This is a genomic window from Mesorhizobium sp. M7A.F.Ca.US.006.04.2.1, from assembly GCF_004022915.1.
In the GTDB taxonomy this organism is placed as follows: Bacteria; Pseudomonadota; Alphaproteobacteria; order Rhizobiales; family Rhizobiaceae; genus Mesorhizobium; species Mesorhizobium ciceri.
In genome coordinates this window covers 1-7,329 of record NZ_RZQA01000258.1, presented here as the reverse complement: position 1 = coordinate 7,329, position 7,329 = coordinate 1, and the positions used below count along the sequence as shown (strand labels likewise).

Sequence of the window (7,329 nt, the reverse complement as noted above, 5' to 3'; positions counted from 1 at the left end):
TGTTCGTCTTCTCACCGTCCCTGCTGCTGGTGACGAAGGATTTCACCTGGCCGAACTTCTTCCTCGCCTTTTTCGGCTGCGTGCTGGGCATCACCTGCCTGGGCGCCGCGCTATCGCGCTATCTTCTGGTGCGCACACGCCCATGGGAAAACGTGCTGCTCGTGTTCGCCGCCCTGCTTCTGGTGGCACCCGAACTCTATTCCTCGCTACTCGGCGTGGCGCTTTTGGTCCCGGTCCTGCTGCGCCATTGGAACGCACGCCACACTGAAGAGGCGCAACCAGTCTGATCAGCGCCGCACCAACGCAATCCTTCCCGGGGTTTCGACGTCGCGCATATGCGGTGGGCGGACGGAAAGATGAGAGGGCCGACCATCGAGTCCATGACATTCCGCTGCGGGTTCTCGGCGCCGAGCGAGCTTCAGCCTAGTCGCGAAGATGTCCGCTCGTGAGAAGAGGCGATGAGCCGTGGCGATGACCGGCATGGGGCGCAAATCAGACCCTCCTCCCGGTCGAATCCAACAGCGGCTTTTGGCCTTCTTAGAATTACGGTGACAGTGTACTTTTTAGAATTACGGTGACAGTGCACCTTTTACCCTGCCATGTGTCCGCCTATCCCCCCGCCAGCCGCGGCAGCAAAAAAATCTCCGCCCCCTCCGGCAGCTTTTTCGACCACGTATCCCTATAGATCGTCCCGTCGATCGCAACCGCGATGCCCTTGTCGATCAAGGGCTCGAGGCCGGGATACTGTTCAGCCAGCTTCCTGAACAGCTCCCTTATGTCCTTGGCCTCGATCTCGACCTTGCTGTTGCCTCCGGCGGTCGCGGCGAGCGAGCCCCAGAGCGTTACTTCGACCATTCCCGTTCCGCCTCGATCGCCGCCAGGATGCGCGGCGGCGACATCGGGATGTGCGTCATGCGCACGCCCGCGGCGTTCGACACCGCATTGGCGATCGCCGCCAGCGGCGGCACGATCGACGTCTCGCCGACGCCGCGCACCCCGTAGGGGTGGTTGGGGTTGGGGATTTCGAGGATCTGCGTGTCGATCATCGGCAGGTCCGAGCAGACCGGGATGCGGTAGTCGAGGAAGCCGGCGTTCTGCAGCCGCCCGTCCTTGCCGTAGATATACTCCTCGTTGAGCGCCCAGCCGATGCCTTGCGCGGCACCGCCCTGGTACTGGCCCTCGACATAGGTCGGGTGCACCGCCTTGCCGGCATCCTGTACGACCGTGTAGCGGACGACCCTGGCAGCGCCGGTCTCGGGATCGACCTCGATATCGCAGATATGGGTGGCGAAGGAGACGCCGGCGCCATCGGCGACGAGCTCGCTGTGGCCGGCGATCGGCCCGCCAGTCTTGCCCGACTCGACCGCGATCTCCTTCAGCGACAGCTTGCCGAGATTGCCGTGCTTCTCGCCCTTGGCGATCGCGTGGCCCTTTTCCCAGACCACGTCGTCGACGGCAATGTCCCACATCTGCGCGGCGCGCTCGCGCAGGATCTTGATCGCGTTGCGAGCGGCCGAAATCGTTGCCATGGAAGAGGAGAAGGTGCCGCGGCTGCCGTCCGTCATGTCGTTGTAGCCGAGGCTGGACGTGTCGGCGACGATCGCCTTGACCTGGGAATAGTCGATGCCGAGTTCCTCCGCCGCCACCAGCGACAGCGACGCGCGCGAACCACCGACGTCGACCGTGCCGACGGCAAGCGAGACCGAGCCGTCCATGCCGATGTTGAGGTCGGTGCAGGTCTGGCCGCCGAAGTTGAACCAGAAGCCGCAAGCCATGCCGCGGCCCTGGTTCTTGCCCAGCGGCGCCTTCATGTGCGGATGGCTCTTCACCGCCTCGAGCGCCGGGCCGATGCCGATCGGTCCGTAGACCGGACCGTAGGAGGACCGTGTGCCTTCCTGCGCGGCGTTTTTGATCCGGAAGTCGACCGGGTCCATGCCGATCTTCTTGGCCAGCTCGTCGACCGCGCTTTCCACCGCGAAGGCTGCCATGGGTGCGGAAGGCGCGCGATAGGCCGCGGTCTTCGGCCGGTTGACCAGCACTTCGTAGCCGACCGTCTTGACGTTATCGAGCTTGTAGCAGGCGAACGCGGTCATGGCGCCGATCTCGGCCCAGGAGCCGGCATACGGGCCGCAGCTGTAGCGCAGCGTCGCTTCGGCGGCGGTGATCGTGCCGTCCTTGCGGGCGCCGATCTTGACGTCGATCGAGGTGGCGCTGGTCGGGCCCGAGGCGCGGAACACCTCGTCGCGGGTCATCACCAGCTTCACCGGCCGTCCTGCCTTGCGCGACAGCGCCAGCGCCACCGGCTCGGCCCAGACATGGGTCTTGCCGCCAAAACCGCCGCCGATCTCCGAGGAGGTGACGCGCAGTTTCGAGGCTTCCATGCCAAGCAACTGGGCGCAGTGCTGGCGGTAGACGAAATGGCCCTGCGTGCACACCCAGAGGTCGGCGGTGCCGTCGGAGCTGAAATTCGCCACGCAGGCATGCGGCTCGATATAGCCCTGGTGCGTCTGCTCGGTCTTGAAGGAGCGCTCGACGATGAAGTCGGCCTGCCCGAAACCCTGATGGACATCGCCATGGCCAAACTGGCTGCGCTTGGTGACGTTGGAGGGTTTTACCGGCTTTTCCTCAAGGCCCACGGTGAAGATGGCATCATTGATCAAGGGCGCCGTGTGCTTCGCCGCCTCGTCGACATCGGTGACGTGCGGCAAAAGCTCGTACTCGATCTCGATGAGCTTCAGCGCCTGCCTGGCGGTGCGGGCGTCGATCGCGGCGACCGCGGCCACCGCGTGGCCGTCATAGAGCGCTTTCGTGCGCGCCATGCAATTGTCGAGAACGTCGTACATGGCGGCATCGCCATCGGTGAGGTCCGGCAGGTCGGCCGCGGTGATCACCGCCTTGACGCCGGCGAGCTTTTCCGCCTTCGAAATGTCGATCTTGACGATCCTGGCGTGGGCGTGCGGGCTTCTCAGAACACGCCCGACCAGCTGGCCGGCCATGTTGAAGTCGGCGCCGTAGCGCGCGCGGCCCGTCACCTTGTCGATGCCGTCGGGACGGATCGGACGTGTGCCGACGGAGGCGAATTTACGTCCGGAAAAACGTGGATCGAAATTCATCTCAGGCTCCCTTCATCACGATGGCCGCATCCTGGACGGCGCGCACGATCTTGTCGTAACCGGTGCAGCGGCAGAGGTTCCCGGCAAGGCCGAAGCGGATTTCCTCCTCGGTCGGGTCGGGGTTCTTGGCCAGGAGGTCCTTGGCCGCGATCAGGAAGCCCGGCGTGCAGATGCCGCATTGCAATGCGGCGTGCTCGAGGAATTTCTGCTGCAGCGGGTGCAGCGTATCGCCATGCGCCATGCCCTCGATGGTCTCGACGCGACGGCCTTCAGCCTCGGCGCCGAGCACCAGGCATGAGCACACCAACCGGTCATCGAGGATGATCGAGCAGGCGCCGCAGTCGCCGGTGCCGCAGCCTTCCTTGGCGCCCGTCAGCCCCAGCCGATCGCGCAGGACGTCGAGCAGCGTCTCGTCGGGCTGGCACAGATACTCGACAGCATCGCCGTTGATTGTCGTTGAAACTGCAATTCCAGCCATCATTTGCCTCCTGCACGTGCATAGGCTGATGTGGCGGCCCGCTGGGCCAGCACACCCGCAACTTTTCGTCTGAATTCGATAGTGCCGCGCTTGTCGTCGATGGGACGGCAGGCACCCGCACAGACCTTGGCGAGCCGCTCCAGCGTCGCCTCTTCCAGCCTGGAGCCGACGAGCACCTCCGCGGCCTCTTCGACCAGAAGCACCGTCGCCGCCACGGCGCCCAGCGCCACGCGGGCCGATTTGACGACACCGTGCTCGTCGAGCGTCAGGTTCACCCCGGCGCTGACCACCGCGATGTCCATCTCGGTGCGTGGAATGAAACGCAGATAGGCATCGCCAGACCGCGGCTCGCGCTTGTCGAGCAGGATCGCCTCGATGATCTCGCCTTTGGCCAGCGACGTCTTGCCCGGCGCGGTCGGCACGCTCTGCACGGGGATCGTGCGCCGGCCCGCCGGCCCGACGACCACTGCCCTGGCGCCGGCGGCAACCAGCGCCGGCACGCTGTCGGCGGCCGGCGAGGCGTTGCAGAGATTGCCCACGATGGTGCAGCGGCCCTGCACCTGCTTGGAGCCGATCAGCTTGGCCGCCTCGACGACACCAGGCCATGCCTTCTTGAGGGCGGTGTTCTCTCCCAGGACGGCGCAAGGGACCGCGGCGCCGATGCTGAAGCCTTCAGCCGTTTCCCGGATCTCGCTCAAGCCATCGATCGCCTTGATGTCGACGATCAACTCTGGTTCGGCAAAGCCGCCCTTCATCCTGACCAGGAGGTCGCTGCCTCCGGCGAGGATGGCGGCCGTACCAGCCGACCCGGCCAACTGGCCAACGGCATCTTCTATTGAAAGCGGACGTATGTAGCGCATCGTCTCCCCTTGGTCATCGCGATTTCAGCGACCGTTATAAACAGTCTCCTCATAATGGCTATCCGGTTCGTCATCTGCGGCGATTGGGCCAGGCGCCGCAATATCCAGTCCAACAGGCCGAAAGTGGCGCACTGAATGGCAGCAACCGGCTTTGGAATGATTTTCGTGAAACTTCGGTCTGGATCAAGTGCGCTCATTCGGTTTTGTCCGCTTTTGGACCGGAACGGCGTTTAAGCCGGCAGAGCCGCTGCTTGGCTGCCCCACTGAAGCCCCCTGTGTTCGGCGGCCGTCCGAAACGCCTGCGGCGGCTGGCCAAGGGTACGCAGGAAGGCACGCCGCATGCGTCCGGGATCGCCAAAACCGGCGGCTTCGGCGATGCGCTCAAGCGGGAGATGGCTGGTCTCGATCGCCGTGCGGGCCGTCTCGAGGCGCATGCGCTCTACCGCCTTTGCCGGCGTGACGCCGGTCTCGGACGTGAAGGCGCGGGCGAAGTTGCGGGGACTCATGGCCGCGTGATCGGCCAGGCATTCGACGGTCAGCGGTTCGGCCAGGTTTGCCCGCACCCACTCGATCAGCGCGGCGAAGCGGCCGGTTCGCCCGCCCAGCTCGACGAAGGCCGAGAATTGCGACTGGCCGCCCGGCCGGCGCTGGTGCATGACGATCTGCTGTGCGGTGCGGCGCGCCACTTCAGCGCCAAGGTCATCTTCGACGAGGGCAAGCGCCAGGTCTATTCCGGCCGAGATGCCGGCCGACGTCCAGATGTCGCCATCCCTGATGAAAATACGCTCGGCATCCAGCCTGACCTTCGGGTAGCGGCGGTGGAAGTCGTGACTGCTGGCCCAGTGCGTGGTGGCGCGGCGGCCGTCGAGCAATCCCGCCCGTGCCAGCAGGTACGCGCCGGTGCAGACGCTGGTGGTGCGCCGCGCCGGCACCCGCCTCAACCAGGCGACGATCTCTTCCATCGCCTCGATGGAACGGATGATTTCGCCGCCCGATACGATGACGGTGTCGAAAGGGCCGTCGCGCAGAGGTCTGGTGAGAAGCTTCAGGCCAGAGGAGCTTTCAACGTCGCCGCCGCCGGGCGACAGCAAAACCAACTCATAGCTGTCCGGGCGGCAGCGCTCCGCAATCTCGAAGACGGTTGTCGGCCCGGCCGCATCCAGAAGCTGGAAACCGGGGTGAACGACGACGGCAACGTGCCTGCGCATGGCAGTATTCGCCCGATTTATGTCATTTCGGACGAAACCTAACGCCGGTAGCCTCGTCGTCAAGCCATCTGGAGACCGGCAAAAGTCCTGGACGAAACGCTGCGCGCCATCGCTGCCCGCCATGGTGCCCGCACGGCAGACCTCGTCGCCATGCAACTCGAATATCCCCGGCCACGTGCATCGCCGTGACGTCGCGAAGTCGACGGGCATCTGACCGGCTCGGGGGGACTTTTCACGGCAAGGGAGTGACTGATGAAAGCATTGATCGCCGGGGCCGGTATCGGCGGCCTCACCACTGCTCTGTTCCTGCATGAGGCAGGCATCGAGGTCGAACTTTTCGAGCGGGCCGACGACATCCGCGAACTTGGCGTCGGCATCAACATGCTGCCTCACGCTGTCAAGGCGCTGGCCGGGCTTGGGCTGATGCCGGCGCTCGACGCGGAGGGGGTGAGGACACGCGAGCTTGTCTACACCAACCGCTTCGGCCAGATCGTATGGCAGGAATTGCGGGGCATCGATGCCGGCTATGAGGTTCCGCAAATCAGCATTCATCGCGGCAGGCTGCTGGGGCTGATTCACCGGGCCGTGGTGAACAGGCTTGGCGGCGACGTCATCAGCACGGCAAGCCGTGTCGATGCCTTCGAGCAGAACGAGGGCGAGGTCGTGGCGCATTTCCGCCGGCATGACGGCTCGCGCGGCGAGGCCCATGGCGACCTGCTCATAGGCGCCGACGGGATTCATTCCGCCGTCAGGGCCGTGCTCTATCCCGAAGAAGGGCCGCCGATCTGGAACGGCACGATGCTGTGGCGCGGCGCCACGCCGTGGCCGGTCTGGCGCGACGGGCGCACCATGGCGGTTGCCGGCGGCAATTTCGCCAAGTTCGTCTATTATCCGATCGAGCCGGATCGCGAAGAGACCAGGCTGACGAACTGGGCGGTGATGGCCAATACCGGCGATAGCGGCACATCACCGCTGCGTCCCGGCGACTGGAGCCGCCCGGGCGTGATCGACGATGTGCTGCCCTTCGTGCGTGACCGGTTTCAGCTTGATTTTGTCGACCCCGCCTCGATCATCCAGGCAACGGATGGCTTCTACGAATATCCGAACTGCGACCGCGACCCGCTGCCACGATGGTCGTTCGGGCGGGTGACGCTGCTCGGCGATGCGGCGCATCCCATGTACCCGGTGGGGTCGAACGGAGCCAGCCAGGCAATACTCGACGCTGGTTGCCTTGCGATGCATCTGGCCGCAGGACCGACCGTCGAAGCCGCGCTAACACGGTATGACGGGGAGCGGCGGCCGGCCACATCGGCCATCGTGCTGGCCAATCGGCAAGGCGGGCCGGAAGCGGTCATAGACATGGTCGAGGCCCGGGCGCCGCATGGGTTTGATGACATCGACGCCGTCGCTTCGCGCGAAGAACGCAAGAGCGTGGTACGCGGCTATGCGTCCCTGGCCGGGTTTGCAAAACCGAGTTGATCGCGAGTGGCGCGTTTTGCAGCCTACAGGTTTGCCTCGGCGAAGATGCGTGAGGCCCAGTCGAGGAAGACGCGAAGGCGCGGCGAGAGCTGTCTGTTCTGCGGGTAGAGCGCCGACAGCGGCGTCGGCGATGGCGGATAATCGGCCAGCACTTCGACCAGCGTCCCTTCGGCCAGGTCTTTGTCGAAGCG

The 7,329-nt window shown here is 65.1% G+C and carries 7 protein-coding genes and 2 pseudogenes; 3 read left to right on the top strand and 6 right to left on the bottom strand.

Annotated elements, in window-relative coordinates; genetic code table 11:
* A pseudogene (locus tag EN925_RS15725) lies at positions 1-287 on the top strand (DUF3394 domain-containing protein); the annotation flags it as partial.
* A 322-nt stretch (positions 288-609) separates the two neighbouring features.
* Here the strand turns inward: EN925_RS15725 and EN925_RS15720 are convergent.
* The 5 genes from EN925_RS15720 to EN925_RS15700 all read right to left on the bottom strand — a co-directional run bounded on the left by EN925_RS15720 (position 610) and on the right by EN925_RS15700 (position 5,659).
* Positions 610-855, bottom strand: coding sequence for a MoaD/ThiS family protein (locus tag EN925_RS15720; RefSeq protein ID WP_024501711.1), 246 nt, complete (start codon positions 853-855; stop codon positions 610-612).
* Positions 843-3,113, bottom strand: coding sequence for a xanthine dehydrogenase family protein molybdopterin-binding subunit (locus EN925_RS15715; RefSeq protein WP_127370111.1), 2,271 nt, complete (start codon positions 3,111-3,113; stop codon positions 843-845). The genes EN925_RS15720 and EN925_RS15715 overlap by 13 nt, the downstream gene beginning before the upstream one ends.
* Position 3,114: 1 nt before the next feature.
* Positions 3,115-3,591 (bottom strand): (2Fe-2S)-binding protein, encoded by a 477-nt coding sequence (locus EN925_RS15710; RefSeq protein ID WP_013530647.1) that lies wholly within the window; start codon positions 3,589-3,591, stop codon positions 3,115-3,117.
* On the bottom strand, positions 3,591-4,451 hold the full coding sequence (locus tag EN925_RS15705; RefSeq protein ID WP_063168619.1) for a xanthine dehydrogenase family protein subunit M: 861 nt from the start codon (positions 4,449-4,451) through the stop codon (positions 3,591-3,593). The genes EN925_RS15710 and EN925_RS15705 overlap by 1 nt, the downstream gene beginning before the upstream one ends.
* Positions 4,452-4,681: 230 nt before the next feature.
* Positions 4,682-5,659: a GlxA family transcriptional regulator gene (locus EN925_RS15700; protein ID WP_164753802.1), complete on the bottom strand. Its 978-nt coding sequence runs from the start codon at positions 5,657-5,659 to the stop codon at positions 4,682-4,684.
* Between the two features lie 72 nt (positions 5,660-5,731).
* Here EN925_RS15700 and EN925_RS40715 point away from each other — a divergent pair.
* A pseudogene (locus tag EN925_RS40715) lies at positions 5,732-5,848 on the top strand (transcriptional regulator); the annotation flags it as partial.
* 63 nt (positions 5,849-5,911) lie between these two features.
* The gene (locus tag EN925_RS15695) at positions 5,912-7,138 is read left to right on the top strand and encodes a flavin-dependent oxidoreductase (RefSeq protein ID WP_063168617.1); all 1,227 of its coding nucleotides are present in this window, start codon (positions 5,912-5,914) and stop codon (positions 7,136-7,138) included.
* Between the two features lie 23 nt (positions 7,139-7,161).
* Here EN925_RS15695 and EN925_RS15690 read toward each other — a convergent pair.
* On the bottom strand, positions 7,162-7,329 hold a 168-nt coding region (locus EN925_RS15690; protein ID WP_245461938.1), incomplete at its 5' end, for a LysR substrate-binding domain-containing protein.

Excerpts from the sequence above, each read along its gene's own strand:
- EN925_RS15705 (WP_063168619.1), bottom strand. The coding sequence starts at position 4,451 with ATGCGCTACATACGTCCGCTTTCAATAGAAGATGCCGTTGGCCAGTTG.
- EN925_RS15715 (WP_127370111.1), bottom strand. The coding sequence starts at position 3,113 with ATGAATTTCGATCCACGTTTTTCCGGACGTAAATTCGCCTCCGTCGGC.
- EN925_RS15710 (WP_013530647.1), bottom strand. The coding sequence starts at position 3,591 with ATGGCTGGAATTGCAGTTTCAACGACAATCAACGGCGATGCTGTCGAG.
- EN925_RS15695 (WP_063168617.1), top strand. The coding sequence starts at position 5,912 with ATGAAAGCATTGATCGCCGGGGCCGGTATCGGCGGCCTCACCACTGCT.
- EN925_RS15700 (WP_164753802.1), bottom strand. The coding sequence starts at position 5,659 with ATGCGCAGGCACGTTGCCGTCGTCGTTCACCCCGGTTTCCAGCTTCTG.
- EN925_RS15720 (WP_024501711.1), bottom strand. The coding sequence starts at position 855 with ATGGTCGAAGTAACGCTCTGGGGCTCGCTCGCCGCGACCGCCGGAGGC.